Origin of the sequence: Amycolatopsis sp. NPDC049691, assembly GCF_040675005.1 — a bacterium.
Classification (GTDB): Bacteria; Actinomycetota; Actinomycetes; order Mycobacteriales; family Pseudonocardiaceae; genus Amycolatopsis.
Window position 1 is genome coordinate 42,176 of sequence record NZ_JBFANX010000035.1, and the last position, 16,596, is coordinate 58,771.

At 73.9% G+C, this 16,596-nt stretch carries 19 protein-coding genes; 7 read left to right on the forward strand and 12 right to left on the reverse strand.

Annotation, left to right across the window (positions count from 1 at the left end):
- The first annotated feature begins 218 nt into the window (after positions 1–218).
- Positions 219–1,700: a hypothetical protein gene (locus tag AB0J40_RS45100; protein ID WP_364466414.1), complete on the forward strand. Its 1,482-nt coding sequence runs from the start codon at positions 219–221 to the stop codon at positions 1,698–1,700.
- On the opposite strand, the gene AB0J40_RS45105 is transcribed toward AB0J40_RS45100, so the two are convergent.
- Genes AB0J40_RS45105 through AB0J40_RS45115 form a run of 3 tightly spaced genes read right to left on the reverse strand, consistent with a single transcriptional unit; the run spans position 1,697 to position 3,351 of the window.
- Positions 1,697–2,122, reverse strand: coding sequence for a Rieske (2Fe-2S) protein (locus AB0J40_RS45105; protein ID WP_364466416.1), 426 nt, complete (start codon positions 2,120–2,122; stop codon positions 1,697–1,699). The two genes, AB0J40_RS45100 and AB0J40_RS45105, sit on opposite strands and share 4 nt — an antisense overlap.
- Positions 2,123–2,131: 9 nt before the next feature.
- On the reverse strand, positions 2,132–2,677 hold the full coding sequence (locus AB0J40_RS45110; RefSeq protein ID WP_364466418.1) for a DUF6529 family protein: 546 nt from the start codon (positions 2,675–2,677) through the stop codon (positions 2,132–2,134).
- Complete coding sequence (locus AB0J40_RS45115; RefSeq protein WP_364466420.1) at positions 2,674–3,351, reverse strand: hypothetical protein; 678 nt, start codon at positions 3,349–3,351, stop codon at positions 2,674–2,676. The genes AB0J40_RS45110 and AB0J40_RS45115 overlap by 4 nt, the downstream gene beginning before the upstream one ends.
- Positions 3,352–3,485: 134 nt before the next feature.
- Between AB0J40_RS45115 and AB0J40_RS45120 the strand changes: the two genes are divergently transcribed.
- Complete coding sequence (locus tag AB0J40_RS45120; protein ID WP_364466422.1) at positions 3,486–4,508, forward strand: alpha/beta hydrolase-fold protein; 1,023 nt, start codon at positions 3,486–3,488, stop codon at positions 4,506–4,508.
- Positions 4,505–5,362, forward strand: coding sequence for an alpha/beta hydrolase (locus AB0J40_RS45125; protein WP_364466424.1), 858 nt, complete (start codon positions 4,505–4,507; stop codon positions 5,360–5,362). Before AB0J40_RS45120 ends, AB0J40_RS45125 begins: the two co-directional genes overlap by 4 nt.
- Here AB0J40_RS45125 and AB0J40_RS45130 read toward each other — a convergent pair.
- The 6 genes from AB0J40_RS45130 to ligD (AB0J40_RS45155) all read right to left on the reverse strand — a co-directional run bounded on the left by AB0J40_RS45130 (position 5,320) and on the right by ligD (AB0J40_RS45155) (position 9,292).
- A complete protein-coding gene (locus tag AB0J40_RS45130; protein WP_364466426.1) occupies positions 5,320–5,661 on the reverse strand; it encodes a DoxX family protein in 342 nt (113 codons plus the stop codon). The genes AB0J40_RS45125 and AB0J40_RS45130 overlap by 43 nt on opposite strands.
- 95 nt (positions 5,662–5,756) lie before the next feature.
- On the reverse strand, positions 5,757–6,221 hold the full coding sequence (locus AB0J40_RS45135) for a GNAT family N-acetyltransferase (protein WP_364466428.1): 465 nt from the start codon (positions 6,219–6,221) through the stop codon (positions 5,757–5,759).
- Positions 6,218–7,210 carry a non-homologous end-joining DNA ligase gene (gene ligD / locus AB0J40_RS45140; protein ID WP_364466430.1) on the reverse strand — a complete coding sequence of 331 codons (993 nt, stop codon included), beginning with the start codon at positions 7,208–7,210 and terminating at the stop codon, positions 6,218–6,220. The genes AB0J40_RS45135 and ligD (AB0J40_RS45140) overlap by 4 nt, the downstream gene beginning before the upstream one ends.
- A gap of 32 nt (positions 7,211–7,242) precedes the next feature.
- Complete coding sequence (locus AB0J40_RS45145) at positions 7,243–7,662, reverse strand: DUF6292 family protein (RefSeq protein WP_364466432.1); 420 nt, start codon at positions 7,660–7,662, stop codon at positions 7,243–7,245.
- A gap of 57 nt (positions 7,663–7,719) precedes the next feature.
- Positions 7,720–8,046, reverse strand: coding sequence for an STAS domain-containing protein (locus AB0J40_RS45150; RefSeq protein ID WP_364466434.1), 327 nt, complete (start codon positions 8,044–8,046; stop codon positions 7,720–7,722).
- A gap of 325 nt (positions 8,047–8,371) precedes the next feature.
- Positions 8,372–9,292: a non-homologous end-joining DNA ligase gene (ligD, locus tag AB0J40_RS45155; RefSeq protein WP_364466492.1), complete on the reverse strand. Its 921-nt coding sequence runs from the start codon at positions 9,290–9,292 to the stop codon at positions 8,372–8,374.
- 60 nt (positions 9,293–9,352) lie between these two features.
- Here ligD (AB0J40_RS45155) and AB0J40_RS45160 point away from each other — a divergent pair, with 60 nt between their 5' ends.
- Complete coding sequence (locus tag AB0J40_RS45160) at positions 9,353–9,577, forward strand: hypothetical protein (RefSeq protein WP_364466436.1); 225 nt, start codon at positions 9,353–9,355, stop codon at positions 9,575–9,577.
- On the opposite strand, the gene AB0J40_RS45165 is transcribed toward AB0J40_RS45160, so the two are convergent.
- Together AB0J40_RS45165 and AB0J40_RS45170 are read right to left on the reverse strand one after the other, a co-directional pair.
- Positions 9,574–10,299, reverse strand: coding sequence for a hypothetical protein (locus AB0J40_RS45165; RefSeq protein WP_364466438.1), 726 nt, complete (start codon positions 10,297–10,299; stop codon positions 9,574–9,576). The genes AB0J40_RS45160 and AB0J40_RS45165 overlap by 4 nt on opposite strands.
- Positions 10,292–13,300 carry a DEAD/DEAH box helicase gene (locus tag AB0J40_RS45170; RefSeq protein ID WP_364466440.1) on the reverse strand — a complete coding sequence of 1,003 codons (3,009 nt, stop codon included), beginning with the start codon at positions 13,298–13,300 and terminating at the stop codon, positions 10,292–10,294. The genes AB0J40_RS45165 and AB0J40_RS45170 overlap by 8 nt, the downstream gene beginning before the upstream one ends.
- A 143-nt stretch (positions 13,301–13,443) precedes the next feature.
- On the opposite strand from AB0J40_RS45170, the gene AB0J40_RS45175 reads away from it, so the two are divergent.
- Positions 13,444–13,557 carry an RlpA-like double-psi beta-barrel domain-containing protein gene (locus AB0J40_RS45175; protein WP_364466442.1) on the forward strand — a complete coding sequence of 38 codons (114 nt, stop codon included), beginning with the start codon at positions 13,444–13,446 and terminating at the stop codon, positions 13,555–13,557.
- A 64-nt stretch (positions 13,558–13,621) separates the two neighbouring features.
- Here AB0J40_RS45175 and AB0J40_RS45180 read toward each other — a convergent pair whose 3' ends face one another.
- Entirely contained in the window at positions 13,622–14,362 is a 741-nt protein-coding gene (locus AB0J40_RS45180; protein ID WP_364466444.1) for a GAF and ANTAR domain-containing protein, read from the reverse strand.
- A gap of 99 nt (positions 14,363–14,461) precedes the next feature.
- On the opposite strand from AB0J40_RS45180, the gene AB0J40_RS45185 reads away from it, so the two are divergent.
- Together AB0J40_RS45185 and AB0J40_RS45190 are read left to right on the forward strand one after the other, a co-directional pair.
- Positions 14,462–15,193 carry a GAF and ANTAR domain-containing protein gene (locus AB0J40_RS45185; protein ID WP_364466446.1) on the forward strand — a complete coding sequence of 244 codons (732 nt, stop codon included), beginning with the start codon at positions 14,462–14,464 and terminating at the stop codon, positions 15,191–15,193.
- Positions 15,194–15,200: 7 nt separating this feature from the next.
- Positions 15,201–16,595 carry a PP2C family protein-serine/threonine phosphatase gene (locus tag AB0J40_RS45190; protein ID WP_364466447.1) on the forward strand — a complete coding sequence of 465 codons (1,395 nt, stop codon included), beginning with the start codon at positions 15,201–15,203 and terminating at the stop codon, positions 16,593–16,595.
- The last annotated feature ends 1 nt before the right edge of the window (position 16,596 follow it).

Consider the following 16,596-nt stretch of genomic DNA (forward strand, 5'->3'; position numbering starts at 1 on the left):
GCCGCGGTCACGGCTGGCCCCGACGGCGGCTCGCCGGGACCGAGGTCGACACACCCGCCGGGTCGCCGAGCGGCGCCCGCGGCACCACGACGCCGCCTCGGCCGAGTTCCGGCCACCCACCCAACCCCAAGTCCGCCGCGGTCACGGTTGGGCCACGGCGGCTAACGACCACGACCGGTCCGGTGACTTGCGGAGAGCAGGTGTTCCGGGAGGCGCCGATGGCCACGAACGACCGGCCGGCCCGGCTCGCACTGACCGCGGCGGTGCTCGTGCTGCTGCTCGGTGGGGCCGGAGTGCTGGTGCAGCAACGGTATTCCGCGACGGCGAGTCCGGGTGGGACGGTCGCCGGCATCGAGGTCGACGGGGCCCGCGTCTCCGTGCGGCCGGCGGCCGAACCGGCCGGCGCGGTGCCCTTGACGCGCCGGTTCGGCGGGGGCGGGGACCTGGTCTTCGACGGCGCTCAGCCGGTGCGAGTCCGGATTCCCGTGCCCTCGGCGCCGCCCGCCGGGTTCGGGCCCGTCGTCTTCGGCGGGCGAACGCTCGTCCCCGCGGTCTACGACGCCGCGAGCCGGAGCATCGTCGCGGACCTGACTCGGGAAGGCCCGTTCTGGGGCGGGCTGCTCGACTTCGCCGCGCTCGGCCGCGAAGTCCGGTCCGAACCGGCGCCCCGGCCGGGCTGCGCCGGCCGCCCGGCCGGCTCCGACGGTGTCGTCGTCGCCTTCGGAGCCGTGGACCCGGCGGCGCCGCTGTCCCCCTGCGTGACCGTTCGACGTCCGGGCCTCGCGAGCGTCACCCTGACGTCGAACGCCCGCGTGCCCTACCGGATCACGCTGCCGCCGGGCTGGCCCGAGCCCGCCGCCCGGACGGTCGTCGCCGGCCAGCTGCCGGGCCGGCCGCGGCAGCGTGACCTGCTGTGGCCGGGCGCCGCCGTGACCTACGACGTCCCGGTCGGCCGGCTGCCCGGCACCGTCGGCGGCCAGGCCGAGCCCGGGCCCGCGATCGGCACCACGCTCGCCGCGGCCGCCCACCGCCTCGCCGTGCTGTTCGGCATGACCGACTCCACCGAGCCCGCTCCCGAGGTGCTGGCCTGCGCCGCCGACGCCGGCGCCGGGCACTTCACCGGGGACCGGCCGGAGGCCGCCGCCTGGGCCGCGCTCCCGTCGTGCCACCCGGCCGGTGGCGACGTCGTCCGCCGGTTTCTCGCGCCCGGGATCGGGCCGGTGACCGCCGGGCTCGCCGCGGCGCACCCCGCGTTCGAGGTCCCGGTCACGACGAGCCGTGCCAAGCGCTTCACGCAGACCGTCGAGTACCGGCCGCGCGCCACGACGGCCCGCGCGAGCGGCACCTGCGCGTCGGTGTCCGCGGTGTCCGGCCGCCACGACGCCTACCGCTGCACGAGCGGCGCCGCGACGTACGACCCGTGCTTCGCCGTGCCGGGCACCCGGGTCGTCTGCCCGGTCTCGGCGGTGCGGGCGGTGGCGCTGACCTACGCCGGCGCCCTGCCCGTGCCGTCCGAGCCCGGCGGCACCGGCGACCCGTTCCTGCTCTCGCTGGCGAACGGCGTGCAGTGCGCCGCCGTCCCCGAGGATCCGGGTACCCGGTTCGCTTGCGCGGACGGGACCGTCCTGTCCGGTGCGCTGGACACCTCAAGTCCACTGTGGACGATCGATGGGCGGACCGTCGAGAAGGCCTACGTCTAGGCCAGCGTGATCTTGCCGTTCGCCACGGTGACCGGCTTCTTGTCGAGGGGTTTCGCCGCCGGGCCGTTCGCGACCGAGCCGTCGGCGATCTTGAACTTGCTGCCGTGGCACGGGCAGTTGATGGTGCCGCCGGAGACGGTGTCGACCGTGCAGCCCTGGTGCGTGCAGATCGCCGAGAAGGCCGCGAACGTGCCCGCCACCGGCTGGGTCACCACGACCTGCTTGTCCGCGAACACCTTGCCGCCGCCGACCGGGACGTCGGCCACCGCGCCCAGCTCGGTGCCGCCCGGTGCCCCGGGCTGCGCGGCCGACGAAGGCGTGCCCGAACTCCCGCCGTAGGTGCTGCAGCCGGCCACCAGGCTCGCGCCGGCCACCGCGATCGCCGTCCGGCGGGTGACCGCCGGGTCGAGGTCGTTGTCCACGATCGCCCCCTAGAAGGTCAAGCCCGATTGGGTGAAGAACCACAGCGACGCGCTCAGCCAGAGCCCGACGAGCCCGGTGAAGACGAGCCCGCCGAGGACGGGGAGCGCCCAGCCGGGCGCGCCGTCCTTGCGCAGCAGCAGCATCTTCGCGACGAACGCGCCGTAGAAGAAGCAGCCCAGCAGGGAATGCAGCAGCACGCGCGTGTCGAACGTCTGGAACCCGAGCGCGTAGAGGCAGTGCAGCGCCACCGGGATCGACACGAGGAACGCCAGCCGCCCCGACCACCGGTGCACCGGCGACACCCACGCCGGCGCGTTCCGGCCCAGTTTCCCGTACATCGCCAGCGCCGAAAGCAGCTGCACGACCGCCAGCACGACGACCACCGTGGCCAGCCACGCCTTCACCGACTGCGGGCCCGAGAACCCGGCGACGTTGATCGCGACGCCGGTCGGGGTGTGCAGGCTGCCGTAGACACCGAGCGCCACCGAGACGACGGCGCCGACGGCCAGCGGCACGAGGAGCGCGGCCGCGGCGCGGTTGCCCGCCGTGGTCATCGGAAGTCACCGTTCCCGGTGAGGCCGCTGACCGGCTCGGCGGTCACGGTTGCGCCGTCGACGGTCGCGGTGCCGGCCGCCGCGTCGAGCGCGGGCGCCGGCGACGGGTCCTCGTCCGTCGTGAGGATGCCGACCTGGCTGCCGTCGGGCTGCACGATCCAGCCGACCTTGGCCTGCTTGCCCTTGACCTTCGGTGCCGCGCGGTAGAGTCCCGCGGGTTTCTTCGCCGTCGGCGCGGTGAACTGCCAGGTCTTGCCGGACGCCGTCACGGTCCCGGTGACCGAAGCGGCGTCGAAAGTACCCGTCAGGCTGGCGTCCTTGGCCCCCTTGAGATCGAGCTTCCCGCCGACCGTCACGCCCTGCAGCCAGGCTTCGACCTTCTTGCCGTCGCAGAGGTAGGCGATGGCGTGGCCGTCGCGCACCGACACCGCGACGGACGCGCCGCCGCCGGTGACGCGCCCCGCGTAGTCCGCCCGGGCGGGCGCTTCCGCCTTGGGCGCTTCGGTTTTCGGCGCTTCCGACGTCTTGGGCGGCGCCACAGAGCTGCCGGCGGCCGCGTTGGCGGCCCCGGCGACCGGCGCGACGCCCGTCCCCGTGGCCAGGTTGGCGATCCCGATGCCGCCGGCGAGCACGACACCGGCGAGCAGTGTGAACAACGGCCCCGGATGTTTCATGGTCTTCCCCGCATTCCCCTAACCCACCACCGTGCCCATAACACGTTGGTCGGGGCGAAACGGCTCAACGCTACGCGCGGAAAAGAGGTATCGCTTAGCCCCCGCAACCGGTTGGGGCGTGGTTGACTGGCGGCATGCTGCCCTGGGACGGCGACCTCGCCGGCCGGCTCGACCGGCACACCGTCACTTCCGCCTTGCTGCGCGGCAACCCGCTCGGCGACCCGCACGAGCGGCCGCTGTGGGTGTACGTCCCGCCGGGCTACGACGACGGCGACGAGCGGTACCCGGCGGTGTACGTCATCCAGGGCTACACCGGGCACCTGTCGATGTGGGCCAACCGGACGCCGTTCCGCCAGCCGTTCGTGGAGACGGCGGACGCGGTGTTCGCGGACGGCGCGCCGGGTTGCGTCGTGGTGTACGTCGACGCGTGGACGGCGTACGGCGGCTCGCAGTTCGTCGACTCGCCGGGCACCGGCCGCTACCACTCGTACCTGTGCGACGAGATCGTCCCGTGGGTCGACGAGCACTACCGGACGATCCCGGACCGCGAGTCCCGCGCGATCGCGGGCAAGTCCTCGGGCGGGTTCGGCGCGATGATCACGCCGATGCTGCGCCCGGACCTGTTCGGCGCGCTGGCGACGCACGCGGGCGACTCGCTGTACGAGCTGTGCTACGTCCCGGACTTCGGCAAGGCGGTCCGCGCGTTGCGGGGCTACGACGGCGACATCCGGCAGTGGTGGGCGGACTTCCGCTCCCGGCCGGCGTTCACCTCCCCCGACGACCCGGTGCTGCTGCAGCTGCTCGGGGTCTCGGCGTGCTTCTCGGCCCGCCCCGACGGGACGCCGGAGCTGCCGTTCGACCCGGCGACGGGGGTGATCCGCCCGGAGGTGTGGCAGCGCTGGCTGGACTGGGACCCGGTCCGCATGGTGCCCGCGCGGGCGGCCGCGGTGAGTTCGTGGCGAGCGGTGTGGATCGATGCGGGCACGAGCGACGAGTACTTCCTCGACGTCGGCGCGGAGGCGTTCCGGGCGGAGGTCCTCAAGGCGGGGCTGCCGCCGGAACGCGTCCACTTCGAGCTGTTCGACGCGGGTCACGCGGCGATCGACTACCGGTACCCGTTGTCCTTGGCCTGGCTGGCCGGAAAGCTGGCCCGGTGAACGTCACCGAAACCGATCTCGCACTGCCCGGCGGGCGCACCCTGCACGTCTACGACACCGGCGGCCCCGCGCGCCTGACCGTCCTCTGGCACCACGGCACACCCAACCTCGGCGCGCCGCCCGGGCCGCTGCTGCCGCTCTCCGAAACGCTCGGTGTCCGCTGGATCTCCTACGACCGGCCCGGCTACGGCTCGTCCACTCCCCTGCCCGGCCGGACGGTCGGGGACGCCGCCGAGTGCGCGGCTGCCGTCGCCGACGCGCTCGGGGTCGGCCGCTTCGCCGTCATGGGTCACTCCGGCGGATGCTCGCCCGCCCTCGCCACCGCGGCCTTGCTCCCCGACCGCGTCCGCGCCGTCGCGATCCTCGCCGCCGTCGCGCCCTTCGAGGCCGAGGGCTGGTTCGACGGCATGGCCGCCGCCAGTGCCGCTTCCCTGCGTGCCGCCGCCGAAGGCCGGGCCGCCAAGGAAAAGTACGAGGCCGCCGCCGAGTTCGATCCCGAGGTCTTCACCGAAGCCGACTTCGCCGCCCTCAACGGCTCCTGGTCCTGGCTCAACGACGTCGTCCGGCCCGCGCTCGGGGCCGTCGGCCTGATCGACGACGACCTCTCCGCCGTCCGACCATGGGGCTGCGACCTCGCCGCCGTCACCGCGCCGGTCCTGCTGGTGCACGGCGAGGACGACCGGATGATCCCCGCCACGCACAGCAAGTGGCTCGCCGGCGCGATCCCCGGCGCCGAGCTCCGGCTCTCCCCCGGCGACGGCCACATCTCCGTCCTGAGCCACGCCGCCGACGCGCTCACCTGGCTCGCCGGTCAGGCCACCAGCGCCAGCGACGCGACGACCGGTGCCAGGTAGAGCACGGGGAACACCAGGTGCCCGTACGACCGGGCGCGGGCCACGGTGACCACGGCGCCGAGGAAGTAGAGCACCAGCCCGATCGCCGCGGCGATCCCGATCGGCGTCCAGAACAGGCCGGCGACCAGCCCGGCCGCTCCGGCGGCCTTCGCCGCGCCGAGCCAGTTCCACCACGCCCGCGGCACGCCGTAGGAGGTGATCGGCTCGACCACCCACTTCGCGCGGGTGAAGACGGAGACGGCCGAGAAGCCGACGAACGCGGCGGCGAACAGGGTGACGATCACGGTGGCGGTGGACATCGTGACTCCTTCGGGGAGCGCGGGCACCGGGGTTTCGGTGTCCGTCACCGCCTCGACTCCGCCGGCCGCACCGATGTGACCGGCCGTGACGGCGATCACAACCCGAGCCGCAGGACGATCTCCCCGTGGTCGATCTCGCCGGTCCGCGTGAACCCGTACTTCCGGTAGAACGCGCCGGGCCCGTCGTCGCCCGGCTGGTGGCTCGTGAGCAGTTCGGTCCCGCCGTCGGCCCGCACCAGCGCGACGACCTCGTCCAGCACCGCGCGGCCGATCCCGCGGCCCTGGTGCCGCCCGTCGACGAGCAGCCGCCACAGGAAGTACGGCCCGAGGATGCCCGCCCGGCCGGGCGGGACGTTCCAGCTGAGCATGACGAACGCAACCGGCTCACCGCCCGCGTAGACGGCCCGGTACCAGGGCTCGCCTTCGGGCGTCGCCGCGGCGTCCTGCAGCGACTTCGCCACCGACGCGACGAACCGCTCCTGCCCGGGCCGCACCCGCAGGGCACACACCGCGTCCCGGTTGGCGTCGGTGATCTCGACCAAGCGCACCGGGGTGGTCATGCCGCTCCCGTCGGCTCGGGCACACGCACCTCGCCGGGTGCCCGGTCCGGGCGCAGGCCGCGCCACGACGTGTGGCGCAGCCGCCGGTCCGGCGTCACGCGGCGGTAGACGACTTCGCCGACCAGGTCCGGCTCGACCCAGTGCGCGCCCCGGGCGCGGTCGCGCGGTACCTCGGTGCCGAACGGGCACTCCCCGCGGGCCAGCGGCGCCAGGATGTCGCGGAGGCGGTCGAGCGCGTCGTCGGTGAAGCCGGTGCCGACGTCGCCGATGTACACCAGGGTGCCGTTGTCGTCGTAGCCGCCCAGCAGCAACGCACCCAGGGTGCCGGCGCGGCGGCCGGCGCCGGTCCGCCAGCCGCCGACGACCACTTCGCGCGTCCGGGTCAGCGCGTGCTTGGTCCACGCCGGCGATCGCGTGCCGGGCAGGTAGGGCGCGTCGAGCCGTTTCGCGACGACGCCTTCGATGCCGTGCTGGGCCGCCGTCGCCAGGAGCTGGTCCGGCGCGATGTCGGCGCGGGTGTACCAGGGCGGCACGACGAGCCTGCCGTCGGCGGGCCGGACCAGCTCCGCCAGGAGTTCGCGACGCTGCTCGTACGGCCGGTCCAGCAGCGACTCCGTCCCGATCCGCAGCAGGTCGAACGCGAAGTAGACGACCGGGACCTCGGCGCGCAGCTTCGCCGTCGGCTCGTGCATGGCGCGGCGCTGCATCAGTTCGAACTCCGGGCGCCCGGCCGCGTTCAGCGCGACGACCTCGCCGTCGAGCACCGCCGCGTGCCCGCCGAGCGCGGGCGCGAAGACGTCCTGCAGCTCCGGGTAGCGGTGGGTGTGGTCGCTGCCGCTGCGGCTGGCGATCCGCGCCTCGCCGGTGCCCGCGACCCGGGCGCAGCCGCGAAAGCCGTCCCACTTCCACTCGTAGCCGTGCCGGTCGTCGTCCGGGAGGGTCCCGTCGACCGCCAGCATCGGCGCCACCGCGTCCGGCACCGTCCCCATCGCTCCAGTGTGGAGGATCGCCCCGCGTCGCGTCACCCGGCCGGCAGCAACGGCAGCAGGTCCTGGTGGCTGCCCGCGCGGCGCAGCACGGGTGAGCCGGGTCCGTCCGGAGCCAGGTCCCCGGCGCGCAGCGCGGCCAGGAACCGCACGACCACCCGCGGCGGCGGCAGGATGTCGGCCCCGCCGAGGTAGGCGAGCACGATCATCTCCTCCCCGCACGCCGCCTCGACCGCGACGGCCCAGCCGTGCACCTCGTCCCACAGCAGCGCCACGTCGCGCTCGGGGTAGCGGCGCAGCCGCCAGTCCACCGCGACGTAGGCCGACACCGGGACGTCGACGTCCACGGTGCAGGATTCGAAGCCGCAGCCGAGCGCGCCCGCCACCTCGCCGAGGTAGGCGCGCAGACCGCGCTGGAACCAGAACTCGAGATCGGTGTCGATCAGGACGGACACCCGTTTCCTTTCTTCCCGGATCCCCGCCGGACGCCCTGCCCGGCCGGGCGAAGCGGATCAGCCGGCCGCCGTGAGCGCGTCGGCCCGATCCCGGTAGCAGGCGAAGCCGGCGGCGCCGGTCCCCCGCAGGAGACGCCGCAGCGCCGGCGTGCACACCACCCACGCGACCGGGACGGCGGCTTCGTCCGCACGGTGCTGCACCCGGTGCAGCGCCCGGAAGCCCGCGCCGGAGCAGAACGGCACGCCGCCGAGGTCCACGACGAGCGCGCCGCCGCGGTCCAGCGCCATTTCCACGCATTCGACAAAAGTGGCAACAGTCGCCAAATCGATGTCGCCCACCACCACGAGAAGCGTGCACCGATCGTCGGGGAACGTCGTGGTCACCGAGAACGGCTCGCACAACGCCCCCGGCGACGTACGACCGAAAGCGCGCGAAAGCCGCGGCGGTTTCTGGATCTTCATGACCGGCTCCGGCGGTTCGGGACGAACGATTACGGGTAGACCGTACCCACTTCGTCCACCCTGCCGCACAACAAGATCTTCCCGGCCACCGGGGTGTGCAGGGACACGGCCGTCTGCACGTGCAGCAGTCCACAAGGGACGATCGAAAGCACCTGCTCGGCCCCGCGGTTCCACAATTCCGCAGAACCGTCCGATCGGTACCCGGCGGAACCGGAGTGTCCACACCGGAGAATTGCGGTTTCCGAATTCAGCCGAATGCGGGAATCGCGGCGCGCGTCCGGCCCAGATCCGCGAACAGGTCGCCGAGATCGGCGACGCGGTCGAGCACCTCGTCCGCGGTGAAGCGCAGGTGCGAGACGTGCCGGCACGCGCGCACCTCGTCCCAGGTGACCGGAGTGGACACGGTCGGCTCGTCGCGCCCGCGCAGCGAGTACGGCGCGACCGTCGTCTTGAACGGGTTGTTCTGGCTCCAGTCGATGAAGACCTTGCCCGGGCGCAGGGTCTTCGTCATCCGCGCCACGACGAGGTCCGGCGTCTCGGCGGCGAGCCGTTCCGCGAGCGCCTTCGCGTACCGCGACGTCTCGCCGGGGTCCGTCGTCACGACGCCGGCGTAGAGCTGCATTCCCTTGGAACCACTGGTCTTCGCGACGGGGGTGAGCCCGTCGGCGGTCAGCACGTCGTGCAGCCGCTCGGCGACGCGGCAGCAGTCGACGACCGTCGCGCCGGGACCGGGATCGAGGTCGAAGACGAGCCGGTCGGGTGTGCTCCGCTCGTCGCCTTCGTCGACGGTCCACTGGTGGACGTGCAGTTCGAGCGCGGCGAGGTTGGCCGCCCAGACGAGCTCGGGCAGGTCGTTGATCAGCGGGTAGGCGACGATCTCGGAGTCCTTCCCGCGGCCGCCGACGGCGAGGCGCGCGGTGCGCACCCAGTCGGGCGCGTGACGTGAGACGTCCTTCTCGAAGAAGGAGCCGCCGGCGACGCCGTCCGGGAAGCGCACGAAGGTCATGGCCCGGTCGCGGATGTGCGGCAGCAGCACCGGCGCGACGCGCGTGTAGTAGTCGAGCACCTCGCCCTTGGTGAACCCGTGCCGCGGGTAGAGGACCTTCTCGAGGTTGGAAAGCGTGAGCTGCCGCTCGCCCACCCGCACCGTGATCCGGCTCCCCGCCACGCCGCACACGCTATCACCCATGGTTATGATGCAGTCGTATCACAACCGGGAGGGGACGACGTGAAGTTCGACGTGCTGCAGATCGTGGGGGCGGTCCTGACGGTCCTGGGTGCCCAGGGCGCGATCCGGCTGCTGGTGGACCACGGGAACACCGGCCTGCTGGCGTGGCTGGGGGCGGGATTCGCCGGGACGCTGGCCGGCTACCTGGTGGCGACCGTCGCCGGGGTCGTGCTGGCCGGCTGGGCGCACGATCGCGCCAAGGCGCTGGGGCGGCGCCGGCGCTAAGCGCCATCCTCGCCGGCGAGGGCGCGGTAGACCGGCCGGAGCAGCTCGGCGACGTCTTCGCCGCCCGCCGTGATCGCGAACGGCGCGGCCTGACCCAGGAGCGCGTCGGCCGCCGTCGGCGGACCGTGCAGCGGCGCCTCGCCGCCCAGGCCCGGGGCCGCACCGCAGTCGAAGAAGGTGTCCATGACTTCGGTCAGGGCCGGAGCGCCGGGATCGAGCGGCTCGGCGGCGATGAGCCGGTTCTTCAGCTCCTCGAGCAGTGTTTCGCGGTCCCGGCCACGCAGCGCGAGGATGGTGAACGGGTCGTCGGCGACCCGGGCCACGAGCGCGGAGAACACGGCGTTCAGGTGACCGCACGGCACCTCGGCGGCCGGGCAGGTGCAGTCCAGGGACACCTCCCGGGCCGACGACGGGAACAGGGGCAGCCGCACCGCCTTGAAGATCTCTTCGACGTCCCGGGGCAGCTCGCCGCGGAGCAGCAGGACCGTGGCCGACGCCTTCGCGGCGAGCGCGTGGGTGACCGCCGCCCAGTCGGTCTTCCCGAACGCCGTCAGCCCGATCCGCACCTGGTGCGGGCGGTCGTCCCGCACCTCGGCGTCGACGCGCCCGGCGCCGACCGTCAGGGAGACGACGCGTCCCCGGCCGGGTGCGGGCAGGAGGAAGCCCATCGCCGTCAACGCCCGGACGAACCGGGCCGGCCACCACGGGAGCGGCTCAGTCATCGATCGCCTCCTCCCCCAGGGTGAGCACCTCGCGCAGCGTGTCCGTGGACAGTTCGGTGAGCCAGCTGTCGCCTTCGCCGACGACCATCCCCGCGAGCGCGCGCTTCCGGGCGATCAGGGTGTCGATGCGCTCCTCGATGGTGCCCGGGCAGAGGAACTTGCGGACCTGGACGTTCCGTCGCTGCCCGATCCGGAACGCCCGGTCGGTCGCCTGGTTCTCCACGGCGGGGTTCCACCAGCGGTCCAGGTGCAGGACCTGGCCGGCGGCGGTCAGCGTCAGGCCCGAGCCGCCTGCCTTGAGCGAGAGCAAGAGAATCCGCGGCCCGTCGCCGGCCTGGAAGCGTTCCACGATCGCGTCCCGCGCGCCCTGGGCCAGGCCACCGTGCAGGAACGCGACTTCGGTGCCGAGCCGGTCCGCCAGGTGCGGCACGAGCAGGTGGCCGAATTCGGTGTACTGCGTGAAGCACAGCGCCCGATCGCCCGACGCCAGGATTTCCGCCAGCACTTCTTCGAGGCGGCCGACCTTGCCGGAGCGGCGCCCGATGGGGGAACCGTCGTGCAGCAGGTGCGCCGGGTGGTTGCAGACCTGCTTCAGCTTCGTGATCGCGGCGAGGATGTGACCACGGCGCTTGATGCCCTGGCTGTCTTCGATCTTCTTCATCATCTCGTCGACGATCGCGCGGTACAACGTGCCCTGTTCGCGGGTGAGCCGGTACTCCTGCGTGATTTCGATCTTCTCCGGCAGCTCGGGGACGATCGCGGGGTCGGTCTTCACCCGGCGCAGCAGGTACGGCTGCGTGAGCCGGCGCAACTCGGCGGCCGTGGCGGGGTCGCCGCCGCGCTCGATCGGGGCCGCGAACCGCTGCCGGAACGCGAACCGGGTGCCGAGCAGGCCGGGGTTGAGCACGTCCAGCACCGACCACAGGTCCGCCAGCCGGTTTTCCACCGGGGTGCCGGTCAGGGCGAGCCGGTGCCCGGCCGGGAACCGCCGCACCGCCTTGGCCGTCGCGGTGTCGGCGTTCTTGATGGCGTGCGCTTCGTCGAGCACCAGGCGTCGCCAGGTGATCGTCTCGAGTTCGCCGGCGTCTCGCGTGGCGGTGGCGTAGGTCGTGACGACGAGGTCGGCCTCGGCGATCCGTTCGGCGAGCGCGGCCCCGTGCGCGCGGGCGCCGCCGTGGTGGGCGAGGACCCGCAGGCCCGGGGCGAAGGTCGCCGCCTCCCGCTGCCACATGCCGACCAGCGACACCGGGCACAGCACCAGCGTCGGACGGCGCTCGCCGGCCGCCCGCTCGACGGCCTCGAGCGCCAGCGTCTGGACGGTCTTGCCGAGGCCCATGTCGTCGGCCAGGCACGCGCCGAGCCCGAGCGCCGACATGAACGCCAGCCAGGCGACCCCCCGCTGCTGGTAGGGGCGCAGCGTGGCGCGGAACGACGGCGGCAGCCCGACCGGCCGCAGCGTCCGCTGGACGCGCCCGGCGAGGACGTCCCCCACCCAGCCGTCGGCTTCGACGTCGAGGACCGGGAGGGGCGCCTCCCGCGTGAGGTGGACCAGCTCCAGCAGCTCGGCGGCGGTGGGGCGCCGATGCCGGTCGCGGCGGAGGTACTCGAGACCGGCGCGCAGCCGGTCGGGGTCGACGCTGATCCACCTCCCCCGCAGCCGCACCAGCGGGGTCTTCGCCGCGACGAGCTTCGCGAGTGTCTCCTCGCCGATTTCGTCGTCGCCCACCGCGATCGACCAGCGGAAGCCGGCCAGCTCGTCGCGGCCCACCCGGCTGCGGGTGACGACCTGCTCGGCTGGCGTGCTGCGGACGGACAGGCGCAGCCCGAGCCGGCGCCTGCCGTCCCAGGTGGCCGGCAGCTGCGCTTCGAACCCGGCCTCGATCAGCCGGGTGGCGCCCGAGGTGAGGAACCGTTCGGCTTCCTCGACGGTCAGGTCGTACTCGGCCGGCCGGGTCCGCCGCACCGCCGGTGCGAGCATCGGTTCCACCAGCGCGGCCCGGCCCAGTTCGGCGACCAGCAGCCCCTTCGGGTCCCGGACCAGCCCGTTCGCCTCTCCCGACCAGATCTGCCCCGCCGACAGCAGCAGGCTCGGATCGGCCGTCGACCGCAGGAGGAACTGCAGCTGCCACTTGGTGCCGTCGCCGGTCTGGTCGTCGGGGTCGTCCTCGGCCGGCCGGCGCAGGGTGGCGACTTCGGCCAGCCGGAAGCACGCGCGGCCGTCGACGACGTCGGTGTCGGCCACTTCGTCCCACTTCGCGACGGCGCCGGCCAGCACGCCGAGCTCGCCCAGCGGCAGCTCGACGCGGGCGTCGCCGCCCTGCAGCGCGGACAGCCACACCCCGGCCACGCCCCGGCTCCCGCGCAGGTCGACGGGTGGGTCCGCGCGCGCCAGCCGGTCCCGGACCGCCGCGTCGACCAGGGTGTGGAGGGCATCGGTGACGAGCGCGCGCGGCGACGCCCCGGTGCGCGGCGCGATCTGCTCGGCCCGACCGACCGGCGGCATGGCCGCCACCAGCGCGTCGAAGGCGGCGAAGTCCACGCCGTGGAGCACCGGCCGCCACCGGGCCTCCGCCACGTCGCCCCGGCGGACGAGCGTCGGCAGCACCCGCCCGCGCCGCACCAGGTCCGCGGCCAGCCGGGCCACCGCCCGCAGGTAGCCGACCGAAGAGCCGTAGGTGGCCGAGTCGTCGAGGTCGTCCAGCTCGCTCGCGTCCACGACCAACGCCGGCACCGACCACGGCCGCAAGGACGGCGCACGCCGGTGGGCGCCCGCCGTCGGCTCGGTGGAGGCGAGCGGCCGGGTCGCCCGCGACGGCAGCAGCAAGGTCACCGACGTGGGCTTGCCGGGGTGCAGCGCGGTCAGCCGCGCGCTGGAGACCGCGAACGGATGCGGGAGCGCGAGGTGCGCCGAGCGGCTCGACGTGCCGGCCGGGCCCCCGTCGCGCTCCGCCCAGAGCAGCGGACCCCGGCCCGGAGACCACAGAGCGTGCACCACGGGCAAGGTCTGGGGCTCCTTCGTCCGGTCGGGGGTTCTCCCAGATCGTCGCACGGCCGCGGCGAGCCGGGCCGAGGTGTGTCGCCGCGGATCCCGTAACTGTCGCCGGCCACGACAAATGATTTCTCACAAAACGGCCGTCGAGCACTTTGTGCCCGAGCTGCGACAGCGCGCACATCGACCTCAGCGCACCGGTCTTCGCGGAGCTGGCCGATCCCGGCCGGGGCACCATCCCGGTGACCTGGACGTTCGTGCGCTCATGATGCCGAGGAGGCTCTCCGCCGGCGGCCCCGCGTTCACGATCGTCTTCCACCCGTCACGCAACCGTTAAACGACCCCGCTGGAAATGACTCGTTCGACGAATCGCTCGGCGATTTCGCGCAGTTTCACGTTCTCCCGCTGCGACTGTTCGACGAGGAGGGCGAAAGCGTCGTCGGCGCCGATCCGGCGGATCGCCATCAGCATGCCCTTGGCCTGGTCGATGACCGCGCGCGAGGTGAGCGCCGTCCGCAGGTGCTCGGCCGTTTCGAGGGCCGCCACGTACCGGTGGTACACGCGGAAGACCGCCTCCACCGCGGTCGTGTACAGCTCGAGCAGCTGGGCTTCGATCTCCTCGAAGCCGTCGTCCTGCCTGCCGTAGCAGTTCACCGCGCCCGTGTACTCCTCGTCCGCCACCAGCGGCGCGGCGAGGAAGCTCCCGAAGCCCGCCTCCTTGGCGCCCCTGGCGAACGCCGGCCAGCGCTCGACCGCGTCGGCGACCGAGGTGCGGACGATCTTCCCGCTGCGGACGGCCTCCAGGCACGGGCCGTCGCCGAGGCGGTACTGGTCGGCGTCGAGCTCGCCCACGACGGCGGCGGTCGCGGACGCCGTGTGCGGCTCGTCCGCGCGCACCAGCGTGACGGACGCTTCGGACACGCCCGGGACGGCGTGGCACACCTGGAGGCACACGTGCCGCAGCAGGATCCGGAAGTCGTCTTCCTGCCGCAGGACGGCGGTCAGGGCCTCGAGCGCCCCGGTGACGTCGTCGAGCAGCGGTGCGGCCGTCGCGGTGGGCTCCGGCAGTTCCATGTCCACTCCTCCCGCTGGGGTGCCGAGCCGTCCGGGTACCCACTCCACACGCGGCCATGTGCAGGTTTGGCCGCCGTCTCCCCTTGGTATTCAGCGGCCATGGCGACGGAGCACGCGGCCGAGCTGCCGCTGGAGGGCGAGCTGGCGGGGGTCGCCGCGCGGATGTCGGGGCTGCTGCTGTCGCGCGAGACCGTCGACTCGGTGCTCGAGCTGGTCGTCTCGCTCGCGGGCAAGACGATCGCCGGTGCGGCCGGCGCCGGGGTGACCCTCGTCGACGACGAAGGCCGCCCGGCCACCACGAGTGCGTCGAGCCCGCTGGTCCGCGACGCCGACACCCTCCAGTACCAGCTCGGCGAGGGCCCCTGCATGGCCGCGCTCGCGGAGTGCTCGCCGATGCGCATCGACGACGTCACCGCCGAACGGCGCTGGCCGCGGTGGTGCGCCGCGATCACCGGCTCCGGGCTGCGGTCGGTGCTCACCACACCGCTCGTCGCCGAGGACGGTTGCCACGGCGCCATCAAGGTCTACGCCACCACCGCCGCCGCGTTCGGCCCGGCCGAGGAACGGATGCTGGGGTCGTTCGCCGCCCGTGCCGCGACACTGGTCGCCAATGCCCGCGCCTACGAGCGGGCGAGCCGGTTCAGCGAGCGGTTCAAGCACACCCTGCGCGACCGCGACCTGGTCACCATGGCGAAGGGGTTCCTCATGGGCCGCGACGGCCTCGGCGAAGACGCCGCGTTCGACCGGCTGCTGTCCCTGGCCCGCGCGGACGGCCTCAGCCCGGCCGAGGCCGCCGCCGGACTGCTCGCCCCCGCGCCGCGGGGAAGGTGAGCCGCCGATGCGCTTCCTGCCCGAGGGGGAACAGCAACGGCTGCTCACCGTCTGCTTCGCCCGCAGCGGGCTGACGCTGGAAGAACTCTGGATGCGCTACTTCGCGCTCGGCGGCAGCCAGAGCCTGCTGGAGCTGGACGCCTACCTCAACAGCCTGACCACGCTGCCCCGTGTCGACCGCGACATGCTCGCCCACGCCGTCAACGAGCGGCTCGACGAGCTGGCCGGGCCGGCCCGCGCGCCCTACAGCCATTCGGTCCGCGACGGCAAGCCGTTGCACGGCCCGCTGAAGGCGCTCGTCGACCTCCTCGAAGGCGCCCACCGCGCGCCGCCCGAACGCCTGCCCGCCGTCGCCGCCGCGGCGGGCCGCGCGCTCGACCTGCGGATCGGCGTCTACCTCGCCGACTACGACCAGCGGACGCTCGTGCGCGCGGACTCCGCCGCGGAGCTGGACATCGCCACCACCGTCGCCGGCGATGTCTTCCGCCGCGCGGGGACCGCCGTGACGCGGGACGCGCCCGGCCCCACCCTGTGGACGGTGCTGCTCGACGGCGTCGAGCGGCTCGGCGTGCTGGAGATCGTCCCCACCGACGACGCCGATCCCGACGACCCCGTGCTGCGGGAGCAGTGCCGGTGGCTGAGCACGCTGCTCGGGCACCTGGTGACGGTCACGACCCAGTACGGCGACGGGCTCGACGTCCGCCGCCGGCGGCGCCACCGCGGGTCCCCCGCCGAGCTGCTGTGGCAGAGCCTGCCGCCGCTCACCGGGGCGACCGACAGCGTCGTCGTCGGCGCGAGCGTCCAGCCGGCGTACGACCTGTGCGGGGTCGCGTTCGACTACGCGCTCTCGGAACGGCTGGCACGGCTGGCGCTGTTCGACGCCGGATCGCGCACGGGCGACGCGAACCACGCGGTGGTGAGCGCGCTGGCGGCCTACCGCGCCGCCCGGCGCGACGGGGCTTCGCTGGCGGAGCAGTACGCGGCGGTCGGCCGGGAGCTCGCGGGGTCGGCCACGGTGGTCACCGGGGTCCTGGCGGAGCTGGACCTGGTGACCGGTGGGCTCCGCTGGCTCGACGCGGGTCACCCCTCGCCGCTGATCGTCCGCGGCGACGCGGTGTTGCCGGAGACCGGCGAGGTGGCGACCGGGTTCGACCGGCCACCGCGCGCGACGGAGGTCCGCCTCCGCCCCGGCGACGTCCTCGCGCTGTACTCGTCCGGCCTCGTGCGCGCGACCGACCGGGCGGGGACGCCGTTCGGACGGGAGCGGGTGGCGGAGTGCGTGGCGGGCGGGACGCCGCCCCCGGAGACGGCGCGCCTGCTGACGCAGGCCGTGGTCGCGCACGCCGGCGGCGAGCCGGCGGCCGACGCGGGGGTCCTGGTGGCCCGCTGGGTCCCGCGCTGAG

What these genes read in the sequence shown, in the direction of transcription:
- AB0J40_RS45100 (WP_364466414.1), top strand. Translation starts at nt 219, where the DNA reads ATGGCCACGAACGACCGGCCGGCCCGGCTCGCACTGACCGCGGCGGTG.
- AB0J40_RS45110 (WP_364466418.1), bottom strand. Translation starts at nt 2,677, where the DNA reads ATGACCACGGCGGGCAACCGCGCCGCGGCCGCGCTCCTCGTGCCGCTG.
- AB0J40_RS45115 (WP_364466420.1), bottom strand. Translation starts at nt 3,351, where the DNA reads ATGAAACATCCGGGGCCGTTGTTCACACTGCTCGCCGGTGTCGTGCTC.
- AB0J40_RS45120 (WP_364466422.1), top strand. Translation starts at nt 3,486, where the DNA reads ATGCTGCCCTGGGACGGCGACCTCGCCGGCCGGCTCGACCGGCACACC.
- AB0J40_RS45130 (WP_364466426.1), bottom strand. Translation starts at nt 5,661, where the DNA reads ATGTCCACCGCCACCGTGATCGTCACCCTGTTCGCCGCCGCGTTCGTC.
- AB0J40_RS45135 (WP_364466428.1), bottom strand. Translation starts at nt 6,221, where the DNA reads ATGACCACCCCGGTGCGCTTGGTCGAGATCACCGACGCCAACCGGGAC.
- ligD (WP_364466430.1), bottom strand. Translation starts at nt 7,210, where the DNA reads ATGGGGACGGTGCCGGACGCGGTGGCGCCGATGCTGGCGGTCGACGGG.
- AB0J40_RS45165 (WP_364466438.1), bottom strand. Translation starts at nt 10,299, where the DNA reads ATGACTGAGCCGCTCCCGTGGTGGCCGGCCCGGTTCGTCCGGGCGTTG.
- AB0J40_RS45180 (WP_364466444.1), bottom strand. Translation starts at nt 14,362, where the DNA reads ATGGAACTGCCGGAGCCCACCGCGACGGCCGCACCGCTGCTCGACGAC.
- AB0J40_RS45185 (WP_364466446.1), top strand. Translation starts at nt 14,462, where the DNA reads ATGGCGACGGAGCACGCGGCCGAGCTGCCGCTGGAGGGCGAGCTGGCG.
- AB0J40_RS45190 (WP_364466447.1), top strand. Translation starts at nt 15,201, where the DNA reads ATGCGCTTCCTGCCCGAGGGGGAACAGCAACGGCTGCTCACCGTCTGC.